15 protein-coding genes are annotated in these 16,109 nt (G+C 69.9%); 7 read left to right on the forward strand and 8 right to left on the reverse strand.

The window, feature by feature from the left end:
• Positions 1 to 131: 131 nt before the first annotated feature.
• Positions 132 to 1,793, reverse strand: coding sequence for a glycoside hydrolase family 13 protein (locus tag ACWGID_RS25985; protein WP_452200730.1), 1,662 nt, complete (start codon positions 1,791 to 1,793; stop codon positions 132 to 134).
• Between the two features lie 127 nt (positions 1,794 to 1,920).
• Here ACWGID_RS25985 and sucC point away from each other — a divergent pair, with 127 nt between their 5' ends.
• Together sucC and sucD are read left to right on the forward strand one after the other, a co-directional pair.
• The gene (sucC, locus tag ACWGID_RS25990; protein WP_452200732.1) at positions 1,921 to 3,093 is read left to right on the forward strand and encodes an ADP-forming succinate--CoA ligase subunit beta; all 1,173 of its coding nucleotides are present in this window, start codon (positions 1,921 to 1,923) and stop codon (positions 3,091 to 3,093) included.
• A gap of 14 nt (positions 3,094 to 3,107) precedes the next feature.
• Positions 3,108 to 3,998, forward strand: a complete 891-nt coding sequence (sucD, locus tag ACWGID_RS25995; RefSeq protein ID WP_452200734.1) for a succinate--CoA ligase subunit alpha — start codon at positions 3,108 to 3,110, stop codon at positions 3,996 to 3,998.
• 60 nt (positions 3,999 to 4,058) lie between these two features.
• On the opposite strand, the gene ACWGID_RS26000 is transcribed toward sucD, so the two are convergent.
• Positions 4,059 to 5,393, reverse strand: coding sequence for a hypothetical protein (locus ACWGID_RS26000; protein WP_452200735.1), 1,335 nt, complete (start codon positions 5,391 to 5,393; stop codon positions 4,059 to 4,061).
• 185 nt (positions 5,394 to 5,578) lie between these two features.
• Here ACWGID_RS26000 and ACWGID_RS26005 point away from each other — a divergent pair, with 185 nt between their 5' ends.
• Genes ACWGID_RS26005 through purH form a run of 3 tightly spaced genes read left to right on the forward strand, consistent with a single transcriptional unit; the run spans position 5,579 to position 9,037 of the window.
• Entirely contained in the window at positions 5,579 to 6,829 is a 1,251-nt protein-coding gene (locus tag ACWGID_RS26005) for a cell division protein PerM (protein WP_452200737.1), read from the forward strand.
• 10 nt (positions 6,830 to 6,839) lie between these two features.
• A complete protein-coding gene (gene purN, locus ACWGID_RS26010; RefSeq protein ID WP_452200739.1) occupies positions 6,840 to 7,481 on the forward strand; it encodes a phosphoribosylglycinamide formyltransferase in 642 nt (213 codons plus the stop codon).
• Positions 7,478 to 9,037: a bifunctional phosphoribosylaminoimidazolecarboxamide formyltransferase/IMP cyclohydrolase gene (purH, locus tag ACWGID_RS26015; protein WP_452200741.1), complete on the forward strand. Its 1,560-nt coding sequence runs from the start codon at positions 7,478 to 7,480 to the stop codon at positions 9,035 to 9,037. Before purN ends, purH begins: the two co-directional genes overlap by 4 nt.
• A gap of 61 nt (positions 9,038 to 9,098) precedes the next feature.
• Here the strand turns inward: purH and ACWGID_RS26020 are convergent, their stop codons facing one another.
• From ACWGID_RS26020 to ACWGID_RS26035, 4 genes are all read right to left on the reverse strand, one after another.
• A complete protein-coding gene (locus ACWGID_RS26020) occupies positions 9,099 to 9,320 on the reverse strand; it encodes a hypothetical protein (protein WP_452200742.1) in 222 nt (73 codons plus the stop codon).
• A 44-nt stretch (positions 9,321 to 9,364) separates the two neighbouring features.
• Positions 9,365 to 9,634 carry a DUF3017 domain-containing protein gene (locus tag ACWGID_RS26025; protein ID WP_452200968.1) on the reverse strand — a complete coding sequence of 90 codons (270 nt, stop codon included), beginning with the start codon at positions 9,632 to 9,634 and terminating at the stop codon, positions 9,365 to 9,367.
• Between the two features lie 37 nt (positions 9,635 to 9,671).
• Complete coding sequence (locus ACWGID_RS26030; RefSeq protein WP_452200743.1) at positions 9,672 to 10,529, reverse strand: bifunctional methylenetetrahydrofolate dehydrogenase/methenyltetrahydrofolate cyclohydrolase; 858 nt, start codon at positions 10,527 to 10,529, stop codon at positions 9,672 to 9,674.
• Between the two features lie 414 nt (positions 10,530 to 10,943).
• The gene (locus ACWGID_RS26035) at positions 10,944 to 13,019 is read right to left on the reverse strand and encodes a glycosyltransferase family 39 protein (protein ID WP_452200745.1); all 2,076 of its coding nucleotides are present in this window, start codon (positions 13,017 to 13,019) and stop codon (positions 10,944 to 10,946) included.
• Between the two features lie 167 nt (positions 13,020 to 13,186).
• Between ACWGID_RS26035 and ACWGID_RS26040 the strand changes: the two genes are divergently transcribed.
• Positions 13,187 to 14,176, forward strand: a complete 990-nt coding sequence (locus ACWGID_RS26040; protein WP_452200747.1) for a pirin family protein — start codon at positions 13,187 to 13,189, stop codon at positions 14,174 to 14,176.
• Here the strand turns inward: ACWGID_RS26040 and ACWGID_RS26045 are convergent.
• A complete protein-coding gene (locus ACWGID_RS26045) occupies positions 14,173 to 14,484 on the reverse strand; it encodes a cupin domain-containing protein (protein WP_452200749.1) in 312 nt (103 codons plus the stop codon). The two genes, ACWGID_RS26040 and ACWGID_RS26045, sit on opposite strands and share 4 nt — an antisense overlap.
• A 71-nt stretch (positions 14,485 to 14,555) precedes the next feature.
• Here ACWGID_RS26045 and ACWGID_RS26050 point away from each other — a divergent pair, with 71 nt between their 5' ends.
• Complete coding sequence (locus ACWGID_RS26050) at positions 14,556 to 15,476, forward strand: helix-turn-helix domain-containing protein (protein ID WP_452200751.1); 921 nt, start codon at positions 14,556 to 14,558, stop codon at positions 15,474 to 15,476.
• On the opposite strand, the gene ACWGID_RS26055 is transcribed toward ACWGID_RS26050, so the two are convergent.
• A complete protein-coding gene (locus ACWGID_RS26055) occupies positions 15,464 to 16,102 on the reverse strand; it encodes a phosphotransferase (protein WP_452200753.1) in 639 nt (212 codons plus the stop codon). The two genes, ACWGID_RS26050 and ACWGID_RS26055, sit on opposite strands and share 13 nt — an antisense overlap.
• Between the last annotated feature and the right edge of the window lie 7 nt (positions 16,103 to 16,109).

Consider the following 16,109-nt stretch of genomic DNA (forward strand, 5'->3'; position numbering starts at 1 on the left):
CGCCCCCGCCGGGGCGCCCGCGCGCCCCCCTCTGTGGGCCCCCGGCTAGTATGGTTTTGCCCCCACTAAAAAACCCCCAAAAACCACCCCCCGCGCGGCACCCCCCCCCCCCCCCGTTTCGCTTGGTCAGGTCAGCTTTCGAGCCAGACGGTCGCGTCGACGGGGAGTTCGTCGCCGTCGAGGGGCTCGCTGGCGACCAGGATCCGCTGGTGCGGCGGGAGGGTGACCGGGGCGTCGCTCACGTTGACCACGCAGCGGAAGCCGGGGTCGCGGGTGAAAGACAGGACTCCCTCGGGCGCCTCCTGGTCCCACGCGAGGCGGCCTTCGCCGAGCGCCGGGTGCTCGCGGCGGATCCGGAGCGCCGCCTTGTACAGAGCGAGGTGGCTGTCGGGCTTCCCGGCCTGCGCCTCCGCGGTCAGGCCCGACCAGTCGGCGGGCTGCGGCAGCCAGGGCTGACCGGTGCCCGGGCCGAACCCGTACGGCGGCTCGGAGCCGGACCACGGGATCGGGACCCGGCAACCGTCGCGGCCGCGGACCGTATGACCCGAGCGCTCCCAGGTCGGGTCGTCGAGCACGTCCTCGGGCAGGTCCTCGACCTCGGGCAGCCCGAGCTCGTCACCCTGATAGACGTACGCGCCACCGGGCAGCGCCAGCTCCAGCAGCACGGCGGCCCGCGCCCGGCGCAACCCGAGCTCCAGATCCGTCGGTACGACGCCCGCGCCCTCCAGCGCGTCCCGCCGGGCCCGGCCGTACCGGGTGCGGTGCCGGATCGTGTCGTGGTTGCTCAGCACCCAGGTCGCCGGCGCCCCGACCGCCCACAGGTTCTCCGTGGTGTGGTCGATGACCTCGCGCAGCTCCTTCGCGTCCCACGCGCAGCGCAGCGCGTCGAAGTTGAACGCCGAGTGCAGCTCGTTCGGCCGCACGTACTGCGCCAGCCGCTCTGCCGGCGACAACCAGGCTTCCGCGACGAACACCCGGGGACCCTGCGGCGTGTCGGCGTACTCGTCGGCGATCGCCCGCCAGCGCTGGTGGATGGTGTGGACCCCCGGCTGGTCGTAGAACGGGTTCCCGACGTACTTCTCCTTCGTCGGCTGACCGTTCTCCAGCGGTACGTCGGGAAGCGTCGCGTCCTTCGCCATCGAGTCGGCCACGTCGATCCGGAACCCGTCCACGCCACGGTCGAACCAGAACCGCAGGATCGCGTCGAACTCCTCGATCACCTTCGGGTGGTCCCAGTTCCAGTCCGGCTGGGAGATGTCGAACAGGTGCAGGTACCACTGGCCGTCGTCGATCTGCTGCCAGGCCGGGCCACCGAACGCGGCCGGCCAGTTCGTCGGCGGCTTGCCGTCCTCGGAGTCGCGGAACCAGAACAGGTCGCGCTCCGGAGAGCCCTTACCCGCCGCCAGCGCCGCCTTGAACCACGGGTGTTCCCAGGAGCAGTGGTTCGGCACCAGGTCGATCAGAATCCGCAGACCGAGCGCGTGCGCCTCGGCGATCAGCGCGTCGGCGTCGGCCAGCGTGCCGAACTCCGGGTTGATGTCGCGGTAGTCGGCGACGTCGTAGCCCCCGTCGAGCAGCGGGGACGGGTACCACGGGCTGATCCAGATCGCGTCCACGCCGAGGTCGGCGAGGTACTCCAGGCGGGCGCGGATGCCGTTCACGTCACCGGTGCCGTCTCCGTCGGCGTCGGCGAACGAGCGCGGGTACACCTGGTAGACGACGGCGGAACGCCACCAGTCGTCAGCTGGTCTGGTCCCCGGAGCGGGCACTGCGTCAGGCTGGGAATCGGTCATGCGGACAAGCGTCGCACGACGCCGCGAGAGTCTGTGACAGTCGTCTCAGGGAGTACCCCGGCTGTTGCTCTCGGCTCAGGGGTGGCTAGTGTCAGGAATCCGTACAGGCGAGAGAGGGACCACACTCGTGGATCTGATGGAATTCCAGGCGAAGACGGTCTTCGCCAAGCACGGAGTGCGGACGACCGTGGGTGCGGTTGTCACGACTCCGGAGGAAGCCCGCGCGGCAGCCGAGAAGATCGGCGGCCGAGTGGTCGTGAAGGCTCAGGTGAAGACCGGTGGCCGCGGGAAGGCCGGCGGCGTCAAGCTGGCGAGCAGCCCGGACGAGGCGGAGGAGAAGGCCCGCGAGATCCTGGGGCTGGACATCAAGGGCCACGTCGTCAAGATCCTGAACATCGTCCCGGCCGCGGCGATCGCGGAGGAGTACTACTTCTCCTTCCTGGTCGACCGGGCGAACCGCAACTACCTCTGCATCGCCTCCGCCGCCGGCGGCATGGAGATCGAGGAGGTCGCGCACACGAACCCGGACGCGGTCGCGCAGATCTCGATCGACCCGGCCACCGGTGTGGACGAGGCGAAGGCCCGGGAGATCGCCGAAGCAGCGAAGTACCCGGCCGACGTGATCGACGCCGTGGTCCCGGAGATCGTCAAGCTGTACGAGGTCTTCCTCAGCGAGGACGCGTCGCTGGTCGAGGTGAACCCGCTGGTCAAGCTCGAGGACGGCAACGTCGAGGCGCTGGACGGCAAGGTCACCCTGGACGAGAACGCCGGCTTCCGGCACCCGGACCACGCCGAGTTCGAGGACGTCTCGGCGGCCGACCCGCTGGAGGCCGCTGCCAAGGCCAAGGGCCTGAACTACGTGAAGCTCGACGGTTCCGTCGGCATCATCGGCAACGGCGCGGGCCTGGTCATGTCGACCCTCGACGTGGTGGCCTACGCGGGCGAGGAGTTCGGCGGCCAGAAGCCCGCGAACTTCCTGGACATCGGTGGTGGCGCGAGCGCCGAGGTGATGGCGAACGGCCTGGAGATCATCATCTCCGACCAGCAGGTGAAGAGCGTGTTCGTGAACGTCTTCGGCGGCATCACCGCCTGCGACGCGGTCGCGAACGGCATCGTGCAGGCGTTCGAGCTGCTGTCGAGCCGGGGCGAGGCCGTCACCAAGCCGATGGTCGTCCGGCTGGACGGCAACAACGCCGAGGAGGGCCGCCGGATCCTCGACGAGGCCGGGCTGGCCGGTCTGGAGCGGGTCGACACGATGGACGGCGCCGCCAAGCGCGCCGCCGAGCTGGCTGCGAAGTAAGGGATCGCCGAACAATGTCTATCTTCCTGACCAAGGACAGCAAGGTCATCGTCCAGGGCATGACCGGCTCCGAGGGCACCAAGCACACCACCCGGATGCTTGCCTCGGGCACCAACATCGTCGGCGGCGTGAACCCGCGCAAGGCGGGCCAGAGCCAGGACTTCGACGGTAAGGCCGTGCCGGTCTTCGGCACCGTCGCGGACGCCGTCAAGGAGACCGGCGCGAACGTGTCGGTCATCTTCGTCCCGCCGAAGTTCACCAAGGACGCCGTACTGGAGGCCGTCGAGGCCGAGGTGCCGCTGGTCGTGGTGATCACCGAGGGCGTGCCGGTGCACGACACCGCCGCGTTCTTCGCCGCCGCGCAGGCGTCCGGCAAGACCCGGATCATCGGGCCGAACTGCCCGGGCATCATCACCCCGGGGTCGTCGAACGCGGGCATCATCCCGGCCGACATCGCCGGCCAGGGCCGGATCGGTCTGGTGTCGAAGTCCGGCACGCTGACCTACCAGATGATGTACGAGCTGCGGGACTTCGGGTTCTCCACCGCGATCGGTATCGGTGGTGACCCGATCATCGGGACCACGCACATCGACGCGCTGCAGGCGTTCCAGGACGACCCGGACACCGATGCGATCGTGATGATCGGTGAAATCGGTGGTGACGCCGAGGAGCGGGCGGCCGCGTTCATCAAGGCGAACGTGACCAAGCCGGTCGTCGGGTACGTCGCGGGCTTCACCGCGCCGGAGGGCAAGACCATGGGTCACGCGGGCGCGATCGTGTCCGGCTCGTCCGGCACGGCGGCCGCGAAGCAGGACGCCCTCGAGGCCGTCGGCGTGAAGGTCGGCAAGACGCCGTCCGAGACCGCCAACCTGATGCGCGAGATCATGCAGGGCCTGAGCAAGTAACTGCCCGGGTAACAGAAAGCGGGACCTGCCCCTCGGGGCGGGTCCCGCTTTCTGCTTGTCCTACTTGTACGCCGCTGAGCGGTCGGCCGCGCGGGACAGCGTCTCGTTGAAGGCGTCGTCGGTCAGGTCCAGTTCCTTCAGCACCGGGAACAGCACGTACACCGCCCGGTTTCCGGCCCCGGCGACCCCGATCCGGTAGACGAACTTCTTCCCGTCCCCGGTGTCGTACGTCGCCTTCCAGCTCTTGCCCTTGATGGTGCCGGTCTGGACCGTGCCGGTCGACTCGACCTTGGCGTTCGAGACGTTCTTCCCGCAGGCGTCGATGTTCTTCCGCACCTGGCTGACGAAGTCCGACGCGGCCGCCGGGGTGGCGAACGTGGCCACCGTGTCGTCGAGCCCGAACTCGGTCGGCACCTTGGCGTCCGGCGTCACGTAGGTGACGGTGCCGAACTTGGTCGCCTTCGCCTTCTTGAAGTCGAGCTTCTCGCAGCCGGTGCCGGCGGTGGTCTTCGCGGTGGCGCTCACCCACGTCTTGTTGATCTCGGTCAGCAGCGGCAGGTCGACCGAGGCCATGAATCCAGGAGTGTCGACGTTCGGCAGCAGCGCCGGTTTCGCGAGCGGGGCGGCGGTCGAGCAGCCGCCGGTCTGGGCGCAGATCTTCTTGGTCGCGGCGCTGGTCGCGGCCAGTACGGCGTCCGGCCGCGGCGGCGTCTTCGCCAGCGTGTCGTGCTCGATCACCATCGTCGCCTGCCCGGCGAGCGTGACCGAGACGGTCTTGTACTTCGTCGTCTTCGCGCCGGGCACCGACCCGAACACGGCGATTACGCCGGCCTGGCCGACGCCCGTAGTCACGTAACCGGCCGACAACCGGGTCTGCGGGGTGTTGCACTGGCTCAACCAGTGCACGACCGCGGCATACGTCTTGGCGGCGGTGGGTTTGTCGTTCGAGACGTCGACGTACTGGACCGCGGTGTCCTTGGTGGTCGCGTTCTGGAAGGTGCGCACCCAGGTGCGAAGGCCGGACGGGTCGGCGAACCGCTGCGGCTGGCAGACGAACGCGGTGTCCGGGGCGGAGTCGGCGTCCGCGGTCTTGGCGACCGCCCAGGCGCCGGTGGCGCCGAGCGCCTTCGCGCCGGTGACGTCGAGCAGCGCCTTGTCGTCGGCCAGCACGGGGGATTCGGTCGGCTTGTCGTCCGACGGCCCCTTGCCGACCTTCGGTCCGGGAGACTTGTCGCCGCCGAACGCGTTCAGGGCAGCGACACCGCCGCCGCCGACCAGCACCACGACCGCGACCCCTGCGGCGATCGTCTGGTTCCGCTTGCGCGCCTGCTGCCGACGCGCTTCCCGGGCAGCGGCGCGACCGCCGCCGCGCTGTGCACGGTGGGAACCGGCCAAAGCTCGACCTCCTGACTGATTCCACCCGACAGTACCCGGTGGACCCATGCCGCTCCCATTCCGCAACCACCAGGCGAACACGAGTGAACACCGGTGAACTGAGCGTGAGCGAGCGGGCTGAAGTCTCCCACACCCGGCGTGTCAGGACGAGCGGTATCCGGGTGCGGAGAGACCATGGGGGTCAGATGACCGACATGCTGAGCCGCCCGGGCGCGCGGGACGGTGAATCGAATACAGCGCCGACGTCGGAGATCGCCGCCCAGACCAAGCCGTTGGTCGTGTCGGCCGTGATCTCAGCCGGAGCCTGCCTGCTGACCGGTCTGCTCACCTGCGCCGCGGTTGCCGTGATCGGCTGGCTGGCGGCGACGTTCGGCGGCGCCTCGGGTGCGGTCCGGGCCGGTGCGGCAGCCTGGCTGGTCGCGCACAAGGCCAGCGTCACGCTCGGCACCGGCCACATCAGCGTCGCACCGCTCGGTCTGACTCTGTTCCTCGCCTGGTGCCTGTACCGCGGCGGTAAGTCCGCCGCCCGCTCAAGCGCGGCCGACCGGACCAGGGACCTGCTCATGCTGGCCGGCGCCTTCGCGCTGATCTACGCCCTCGGTGCGCTCGTTGTGGCGCTGTTCACGGCGGATGGACCGCTGAAGGTCTCCCCGTTGTCCGCGTTCCTCGGCGCCTTCTGCCTAGCCCTGGTCGCCGGTGCGGCGGGGATCGTCGTCGAGTCCGGTGCGGGTGAGGACATCGCCGACGCGACACCGGCTGGGCTGCGGGACGCCGTACCGGCTGCGCTCGCCGCCGTGCTGACCGTGATCGCGCTCGCGGCGGTGCTGTACGCCGTACTGCTCGCGATCCACTTCTCCCGGATCACCGGGATGCTCGAACTCCTGAACGCCGGTGTGATCGGGTCGGTCGTGCTGTTCGCGATCTGCCTGATGCTGGTGCCGAACATGATCCTGTACGTCGTCGCGTTCCTCGCCGGGCCTGGTTTCCAGCTCGGGACCGGGACCACGATCGCGCCGACCGGCGTGGACGTCGGGAACCTGCCGGCCCTCCCGCTGCTGGCCGCGGTGCCCGAGGACGGCTCCACTCCGTCGTACGTGCTGGCGCTGACGGCCGTCGTACCGCTGATCGCCGGCGTGGTCGCGGGACTGGTCGTCGTACGGCGTGGGCTCGCGGAGCGGGACGCGAACGCACTCGGCTGGGACGCGTTCGCGCTGCGTGGCGGGATGTCGGCGCTGCTCGCGGGGGTCGTGCTGTACGTGCTGATGGCGTTGTCGGGTGGCTCGGCCGGGCCGGGCCGGATGTCCGCGATCGGGGTGCCGGCCGCGCTGTCGGCGGCCGGTCTGCTGGCGGCTGGGATGGCGATCGGGGCCGCGATCACGGCCGCCGTGGCGTCCGCACGCCGACCGGCTGACGATGCAGGGGAAGTCGAGCGATAGGCTTCCCGCCGTGACTTCTGCTGCGGACTCCGCTGTGTCTGATTCCGGGCAGGCACGCCTCGTCGTGCTCGTCTCGGGGTCGGGGTCGAACCTGCAGGCCTTGCTGGACGCGTGCGCCGACCCGGCGTACGGCGCCCAGGTCGTCGCCGTCGGTGCCGACCGGGACGGGATCGCCGGGCTGGACCGCGCCGCGGCCGCCGGGGTGCCGACGTTCGTCCACAAGGTCAAGGAGTACCCCGAGCGGGTCGACTGGGACCGGGCGCTGACCGCGTCGGTCGCGGAGCACAAGCCCGACCTGGTGGTGTCGGCCGGGTTCCTGAAGCTGGTCGGGGACGACTTCCTCGGCGCCTTCGGCGACCGGTACATCAACACCCACAACGCGCTGCTGCCCGCCTTCCCCGGGATCCACGGTCCCCGGGACGCGATCGAGTACGGCGTGAAGGTGGCCGGCGCGACGCTGTTCTTCGTGGACGGCGGCGTCGACACCGGGCCGATCATCGCGCAGGTCGTGGTCGACGTCGAGGACGACGACACCGAAGAAACCCTGACCGAGCGGATCAAGGAGGTCGAACGCCGCCAGCTGGTGGAGTGGGTCGGCCGGCTGGTCCGTGACGGCTGGACCATCACCGGACGAAAGGTTCGACTGAAGTGAGCACCGACCGCAGGCCGATTCGGCGAGCGCTGATCAGCGTGTACGACAAGACCGGCCTGGAGGAGCTCGCTTCCGCGCTGTCCGCGGCGGGCGTGCAGATCGTGTCCACCGGTTCGACGGCGGCGCGGATCGCCGCCGCGGGTGTCGCGGTGACCAAGGTCGAGGAGCTGACCGGGTTCCCGGAGTGCCTCGACGGGCGGGTCAAGACGCTGCACCCGATGGTGCACGCCGGGCTGCTCGCCGACGTCCGCCGCGAAGAGCACGTCGCGCAGCTGCGCGAGATGCGGGTCGAGCCGTTCGACCTGCTGGTCAGCAACCTGTACCCGTTCGCGGAGACGGTCGCGTCCGGCGCGTCGGTCGACGAGTGCGTCGAGCAGATCGACATCGGCGGGCCGTCGATGGTGCGCGGCGCCGCGAAGAACCACGCGAACGTCGCGGTCGTGACGTCGCCGGCGCAGTACGACCTGCTGTACTCCGTACTCGACGAGGGCGGTTTCTCGCTGGAGGACCGGCAGAAGCTCGCCGCCGCCGCGTACGTGCACACCGCGGAGTACGACATCGCGGTCGCGTCGTGGATGGGCAACGTGCTCACCGACAGCAGCGAGGGCTCGGGCTTCCCGTCCTGGATCGGTGCGTCGTGGGACAAGTCCGCCGTACTGCGTTACGGCGAGAACCCGCACCAGCCCGCGGCCCTGTACCTGAACGGCCGCGGTGGACTCGCGGCCGCGGAGCAGCTGCACGGCAAGGAGATGTCGTACAACAACTACGTCGACGCCGACGCGGCTCGCCGTACCGCGTATGACTTCAGTGAGCCCGCGGTCGCGATCATCAAGCACGCGAACCCGTGCGGCATCGCGGTCGGCAAGGACATCGCCGAGGCGCACCGGCGCGCGCACGAGTGCGACCCGGTGTCGGCGTACGGCGGTGTGATCGCGACGAACCAGCCGGTCTCGGTGGACATGGCCAAGCAGGTCGCGGAGATCTTCACCGAGGTCCTGGTCGCTCCCGGGTACGACGAGGGCGCGGTCGAGATCCTGCAGGGCAAGAAGAACATCCGCCTGCTCGTGGCGCCCGCCGTCGACCAGAGCGAGCCGGTCGAGCTGCGCGCCATCAGCGGCGGCCTGCTGCTCCAGCACCGCGACCGCTTCCAGGCGCCCGGCGACGACCCGTCGGCGTGGACGCTCGCGGCCGGCGACGCCGCCTCGCCCGAGGTGCTCGCCGACCTGGCGTTCGCCTGGAAGGCCTGCCGCGCGGTGAAGTCGAACGCGATCCTGCTGGCCGCGGACGGCGCCTCGGTCGGCGTCGGCATGGGCCAGGTCAACCGCGTCGACTCCTGCCGCCTGGCCGTCTCCCGCGCCGGCGAGCGCGCAGCCGGTTCGGTCGCCGCCTCGGACGCCTTCTTCCCGTTCCCCGACGGCCTCGAGGTCCTGATTGAGGGCGGCGTCAAGGCCGTCGTCCAGCCCGGCGGCTCCATCCGCGACGAAGCCGCCATCGAAGCCGCCACCAAGGCCGGCATCACCATGTACTTCACCGGAACCCGCCACTTCTTCCACTAACAGGCGAGCTCACCCGCTGGGGACTGTGAACAAGCAATTGCTTGTCCACAGTCCCCAACTGCTATCCGAGGAACCTCAGCCGGTACGCGACCTGGTGGCCGTTGGGGCCGTTCTCGGCGACCCACCAGTTGCCGGTGGCAAGGGTGGTGGACCAGCGGGCGATGCGGCCGTCGTCGAGGACGGCGGGTGGCATGAGGTTGCCGAAGCCGTCGTTCCAGGAGTCGACGTACACGCGTGCGACCTGCGGACCGTCGGCGGTGGAGGCGGGGCGAAGAGTCACCATCCGCCGGATTATTCCGCCGCCGAGTGCCGGCTGCACGCGGATTGTCAGTTGGGGATGATCAGGCCCAGGACGGCGATTGCGATGGCGGTGAGGAACAGGAAGGCGATGTCGAACATGCGGCTGCGGACGCGCAGCAGCCCGGCGGCGCTGTCGGAGAGCGCGGCTCGGAGCAGGCCTGCCAGGCCAACGGCACCGGCGAAGACCAGCACGCCGTTGCGCCAGTTGTAGAACCACAGCATGACCAGGCCGGCGAGACCGGCCAGCAAGGACAACGCGAGCGGCCATTGGCTGCGCGGCTTGGCCTCGCCCGCCATCAGCACGTCACACTCGTCTCAGCCAGCCCGCGGGAACTCACTGGGCAAGGCTCGCTTCAGCGGCCTCGACGACGTTGGTGAGCAGCATCGCGCGGGTCATCGGGCCGATACCACCGGGCATCGGGGCGATCCAGGACGCCTCTTCGCGGGCGGCGGTCTCGATGTCGCCGACGATCTTCCCCTCGGCGTTGCGGCTGGTGCCGACGTCGAGGAGGACGGCGCCGGGCTTCACCATGTCCGCGGTGATCAGGCCGGCCGAACCAGCGGCGGCGATCACGATGTCGCCGGTGCGCACCACGGCGGCGAGGTCCTTGGTGCCGGTGTGGCACTGGGTGACGGTCGCGTTCTCGCTCCGCCGGGTGAACAGCAGGCCCATCGGCCGGCCGGCGGTCACTCCACGGCCGACGACGACCACGTGCGCGCCGGCGATCGGGACGTCGTACCGCCGGAGGATCTCGACGCAGCCCTTCGGGGTGCACGGGAGCGGACCGTCCTGGCCGAGGACGAGCTTGCCGAGGCTCATCGGGTGCAGACCGTCGGCGTCCTTGGCGGGGTCGATCAGGCCGAGGATCGTGTTCGTGTCGACGTGCTTGGGGAGCGGGAGCTGGACGATGAAGCCGGTGCACTCCGGGTTCTCGTTGAGCTCCTGGACCTTCGCGGCGATCTCGTCCTGGGTCGCGGTGTCCGGCAGCTCGACCTGGATCGAGGAGATCCCGACCGCCGCGCAGTCGCGGTGCTTGCCGGCCACGTAGGCCCGGCTGCCCGGGTCGTCGCCGACCAGAATCGTGCCGAGCCCGGGCACCACGCCCTGCTCGGCGAGCTTCGCGACCCGGACCTTCAACTCGTCCTTGATCGCTGCCGCCGTCGCCTTACCGTCCAGAATCTGCGCCGTCACGACTCCAGAGTCTGCCACGCCCCCGACCCCACCCCACACCCGGACCGCCAACACTCACCAACTCCACCACCCCACCCGCCCTCCCACCGCAAAACCCACCCGCCAACCCCGTTTCCCCCAGTTGCTGAGTGCCACAGATCCGACCCACCAGCCCGACGGCTCGAGATAGGGCGCCGGCTGGTTGTGCGGGGTGGGGCCGGCGAACTCCGGGGTGCGGAGCTGGCGGGGTTGATGGGTGCGGTGGTGCCAGGGCCGCCGGGGTTGGCGGGCGCGGGCCAGCGGGTTGAGGGGTGCGGGGCCAGCGGGTTGGGGGGAGGTGCGGAGCGCCAGGCCATCACAATCGGGGGTTGGCCGGGCGCTCCCGTGGGGCGCCCGGCCGAGGTGGGGATTGTGATGGGCTGGAGGTCCGCCTTGTCAGCTCGTCAGGTTGTAGACGGTGGTGGTGCCGACTGTGGTGGCTGTGTAGGTGGACTCGACCCAGGACTGGATCTCGCTCGCCGCGGAGGAGCCGCCGCGTCCGCCGCCGCCTTGGCCGCCGGCGATGTAGTACGAGATCTTGCCTTCGGCCACCCATTGCTTGAACTGCGCAAGGGTCGGTGCGTCGTCGGTGCCGCTGAAGCCGCCGATGGCGATGACGGACTTGCCGGTGGCGAGTTCGAGCGAGGCCGCCGACTGCGAACCGCTGGTTGCCGCCGCCCACGGCGTGGTCGTCTTCTCGAGGAGCGCCGTCAGCTCACTGCTCGCCGACGCGTCGCCGCCCATCCCACGCCCGCCCTGAGGCCCACCAGCCTCCGAAGCCCCTGCGGACCCCGTCGACCCGGTGGATCCCGTGGCCCCGGTGGAGCCGGTGCCGGTGCCGGAGCCGGTGCCGGTCTGGCCGGTGGAGTTTGAAGTGCTGGTGCCTGGGGGTTGGGGAGCGCCGGTGGAGTTTGTTGGCGGGGTGCCGCCAGGGCCGCCGTCTCCGCGCGTCGCGCCGCCCATTGCGCTGCTGCTCGGACCGGACGTCGGGATCGACCCGTTGTGCGCCTGCGATGCGGTGGCTGCCGCGTACGCCGTGCTCCCGAGCCCGAGCGACACCACCACCGCCAGCACCAGAGCCGGCAACGCCCGCCGCAGCCGACGCCCGGCGAGCAGTAGGAGCGTGGCGATCGCGCCGGCCGCGAGGACGGCGTACTTCGCCCACGGCGCGAAGTCCGGCGTACGGGTCAGCAGCACGTAGTCCCACACCGCAGTCGGCACGATCATTGCGGCCAGCAACCACCGCTGTCGCCGCCCGATCCAAGCGCCCAGCGCGACCAGGCCGGCAATGGCCGGTGCCAGCGCAACCGCGTAGTACGGATGCACGGTCCCGCTCATGAAGCTGAAGACGCCCGCGGTCACCAGCAACCAGCCGCCCCACAGCACCAGCCCGGCGCGCAGCAGATCGGTCCGCGGCGCCCGGCGCGTCACCCACAAGCCGCCGACCAACGCGATCAGGGCCGCCGGCAACAACCACGTGATCTCGGTGCCGAACGAATCACCGAACATCCGCGTGATCCCCGCGGTCCCACCGAACCCGGTGTTCCCGCCGCCACCCATACCGCCGCCGCCCCCGCCGCCGTTGCCTTCGCCGCCCAGCAACCGCCCGAGACCGTTGTACCCGAGCGCCAGCTCCAGCAGCGAGTTGTTGGTCGACCCACCGATATACGGCCGGCTCGACGCGGGCCGCAGCTCCACCAGTGCGACGTACCACCCGGCGCTGACGATCACCGCGCCCAACGCCCCGAGCAGATGCAGCAATCGCCGCCGCAGCGAGGTCGGCGCCGCGATCAGATACACCAGCCCGAACGCCGGCAGCACCAGGAATGCCTGCATCATCTTGGTCAGGAACGCGAACCCGATCGCGACACCCGCCAACATCAACCACCGGGCCGATGCACGCGACAGCGACCGTACGACGAAGTACGCCGCGGCCACCATCAGCAGCACGAGCAACGCGTCCGGGTTGTTGAACCGGAACATCAGTACGGCGACCGGCGTCAGCGCCAGCGCACTACCGGCGATCAACCCCGCGACGGGGCCGGCCACCCGCTTGACGGTCAGGTACAGCAGTCCGACCGCGGCGATCCCCATGAACGCCTGCGGGGCGAGCACCGTGAAGCTGTTGAACCCGAACACCCGCGCGAACGCCGTCGCCACCCACAACGCACCCGGTGGTTTGTCGACCGTGATCACGTTCCCCGCGTCGAGCGAGCCGAACAGCCACGCCTTCCAGCTCTGTGTCCCGGCGAGTTGGGCCGCGGCGTAGAAGCTGTTGCCGTACCCCGACGCGGTCAGGTTCCACAGGTAGAGGAACGCCGTACCGACCAGCATCGCGAGCGCGGCCGGCCGGACGTACGCCGCCTGCTCGGCGGGCCCGCGAAGCACTCGCCGGAGTCTGCCGGGCGGTCGGACCGGCGGGTCGGCGGGTGGGTCCTGCGGCCCTCGGGGCCGGTCGAGCAGCGTCGTCATGATCGTCTCCAGTTCGCGGATCGGTTCCGCTGGCGACGATGACAAGTGGGTCTTCGGCGTCCCTGGACGGCGGCTGGGAGGTCGCTGTGAACCGGGAATGCGGGCGGTCTTGCCGCGGTTCGGGCAGATAGTTTATTCTTGAACTACCAACCAGCGAGGAGCACACTATGCCCGCCGTGACCGTCAGCGACATCACCGTCCTGCCCCGGATCAGCCCGCAGGATCCCGCCGTCGTGCGCGAGCGCCCGGTCAAGTCGGTGACCTCGGCGCCGAGCGGCTACGAAGGCGAGGGCTTCCCGGTCCGCCGGGCCTTCGCGGGTGTGGACCTCCGCGACCTGGACCCGTTCATCCACATGGACCAGATGGGCGAGGTCGAGTACGCGCCGGGCGAGCCGAAGGGCACGCCCTGGCACCCGCACCGCGGCTTCGAGACCGTGACCTACATGCTCGACGGGATCATGGAGCACCAGGACTCCAACGGTGGTGGCGGCGTCATCTCGAACGGTGACACCCAGTGGATGACCGCCGGCTCGGGCCTGCTCCACATCGAGACCCCGCCGGAGCACCTGGTGCTGAGCGGTGGCCTGTTCCACGGTGTCCAGCTCTGGGTGAACCTGCCGAAGGCGCTCAAATGGGCCCCGCCGCGCTACCAGGACATCCGTGGCGGCGACTCCGCGCTGCTCACCACGCCGGACGGCGCCTCGCTGATCCGGGTGATCGCCGGCTCGGTCGACGGTCACGACGGCCCCGGCTCGACGCACACCCCGATCAGCCTGGTGCATGCCACCGTAAGCCCGGGCGCCGAGATGGTGCTGCCGTGGCAGCCGGACTACAACGCACTCGTCTACGTCCTGGCCGGTCAGGGCACCGTTGGCGCTGAGCGGCGGGCGATTCGGAAGGGTCAGTTGGCCGTCTTCGGCCCCGGCGACACCATCCGTACGGCGGCCAGTACGTCGCAGTCGCAGGCGGAGCCGAACCTGGATGTCCTCGTCATCGGCGGCCGCCCGATCCGGGAGCCGATCGCCATGGCCGGGCCGTTCGTGATGAACACCCGCGCCGAGGTGGTCCAGGCCTTCGAGGACTTCCAGGCCGGCAAGCTCGGCAGCATCCCCGCCGTGCACGGTGCCCCGACCGAACTGCGCAGTACCGACAACTAACCCTCGGGGTAGAAGAGGAACAGCGTGCAGCCCTGAGCGGACTGCGGAACGTGTGACGACCCGGCCGGGGCGTGGATGAACGAACCGGCCGGGTAGTCGCGATCGCCGTCGTTGAAGACCCCGTCGACGACGAACACCTCCTCCGGACCCGGGTCGTGTACGTCGATGCCCTCCCAGCGTGACCCGGGTTCCATCTGCAACACGAACGCTTTGGCGACCTCCCCGGACCACAGGGGTCGCAGCTTGATGCCGGGGAAGAGTTCGCGGACCGGTGCGTCGGCGACCGACGCCCACTCGTAGTTCTGCATACCCCGATCCTCGCGTTGTCCAAAGGTCTTTCCCCAGTGTCTGGATAGTCCTGATCAGGTACTTTCTTGCCATGCATCGTGTGGTCGCACTGGTCAGTCAGCCGCAGGCGAGTTTCGAACTCGGGTGCGCGGCGGCGGTCTTCCGCGAGGCGCCGTACCGCTTCAGTGTGTGCACCGAGCGGCCGGGGAACGTGCGGACCACCGAGGGTTTCGACATGGTCGTCGCCTCGGGTCTGCGTGCCCTCGACCGGGCCGACACGATCGTCGTACCGGGGTGGCTGCCGATCAATCGCGAGCCGACAGCGGCCGTGACGAGAGCGCTGACGCGTGCCCACCGACGCGGAGCGCGCCTGGTGAGTATCTGCTCGGGCGCGTACGTGATGGCCGCGACCGGCCTGCTCGATGGTCGTCGCGCCGCAACCCATTGGCGGTACGCCGACGAGCTGCAACGCCGATTCCCCGCGGTCCAAGTGGATCCGGACGTGCTGTACATCGATCACGGTGACGTCGCGACGAGCGGCGGATCGGGGACCGGTATCGATCTGTGCCTGCAGTTGGTGCGCAACGATCAGGGCGCGGCGTACGCGTCCCGGGTGGCCCGGCGGATGGTGATGCCGCCGCATCGCGAAGGCGGTCAGGTGCAGTACCGCGACGAGCCCGAGCAGCCCGTGGAATCACTCGGCGAACTGCTCGACTGGGCCACGGAAAATCTCGCGGAAACGATCACGCTCGAGGATCTCGCAGGTCGCGCCAACGTTTCCGCACGAACTCTCGCCCGCCGGTTCGCGGAACAACTCGGGGTCGCGCCAGGGCAGTGGCTGCTCGCCCAGAGAATCGCCAGAACACGTTTTCTGCTCGAGGAAACAGAACTTTCCGTGGACACGATCGCGACCCGCGTCGGTCTGTCCTCGGCGACCAATCTGCGCCGGCGGTTCCGCGCCGCACTGCACACCACGCCGAGCGCGTACCGCCGGGCGTATCAGGGCAAGTAGTCGTCGGTGTCGACCGCGATGTACTGCTCGATCCGCGGATCGTCCGGATCGCCGCCGTACAACTCGACGAAGCGCCGCGCCGCGGGTGGTCCGCCGTACTGCGGGTTCAGGGTGCCGCGAAGGCTCTGGAACATGAGCGCGAGGTCGACGTACCGGTCGCCGGTGCCGAGCCAACTCACGTCGAGCACTCCGGTGAAACGCAGCGTCGAAGGGTCGATGAAAACGTTCGGTGCGCAGTAGTCCCCATGGGTCACGGCCGAGCCGTCGCCGGGGAAGGGGGAGGCGAACGGGCAGTCGGTGAGCTCGTCCAGTGCGCGCAGGCCGGCGGCCATCGCGGCGAGCACGGCCGGGCGGTCGGCGGCGGGCCAGTCCTGGGACGCGTCCCGGCCGGGCAACTCGGCGGTCAGAAGCCAGTTGTTGCCGCGATCAACGATCTGTGGGCACGGGAAACCGGTCGAGCCGAGCCAGGCCAGCCGATCGGCCTCGGCGTCCAGGACCTGACCTTCCTTGTAATACAGGCGTTCCGAGCCGCGGTCGAGCCGGACGACGGTCGCTTCGGAGCAACCCAGAGCGATCGGTGCGGCGCGATCGGCGCCGAACCGATCCTGGAGAGCAGTGAGGTCCACTCGCCGG

This window comes from Kribbella sp. NPDC054772, from assembly GCF_053611945.1.